Raw genomic sequence first — 410 nt, 5'->3', positions numbered from 1 at the left:
GATCTCGAGCGTCGCCATGGACGTGAGGTCGTCGATGCCCGCCTGCTCGGTGAGCAGCTGTTCCAGCTCCGACTGGCGGGTGGTGAGCTCGCCCTCGACGGCCAGCAGGTCTGCCATGGACCCCGCGCCGGAGAGCAGCTCTTCGAGACGGGTGATGGCGACCTTCTTCGCGGAGATCCGCGTCTCGAGGTCAGCCACCTGCTTCGTCACGTCCGACGAGGACAGGTCGACCTCGGTGACCTTACCGATGCCTCGCAACGAGTCGATCATCGGCTGCACCTCGCCCGGGGGCACCCGGACCGTCAGACGCGCCTGCGCGGGCCGCGAGCCCTCTCCCCGGGACTCCGAGCGGCCGTCGAGGTAGCCACCGGCCCCCTCGACAGCTCCGGCGACGAGGTCCGCCACAGCGA

Annotated in this window: 1 protein-coding gene; it reads right to left on the bottom strand. The window is 70.0% G+C overall.

The features are described from left to right. Nucleotides 1-410: DUF4349 domain-containing protein (locus tag JWG43_RS21070; RefSeq protein WP_205244448.1), on the bottom strand; the 410-nt coding region annotated here is incomplete at both ends.

It is taken from the genome of Desulfobulbus alkaliphilus (assembly GCF_016918545.1).
Classification (GTDB): Bacteria; Desulfobacterota; Desulfobulbia; order Desulfobulbales; family Desulfobulbaceae; genus Desulfobulbus; species Desulfobulbus alkaliphilus.
Note: the sequence above shows the minus strand (reverse complement) of the source record. Positions and strands in the feature narration are given on the sequence as shown.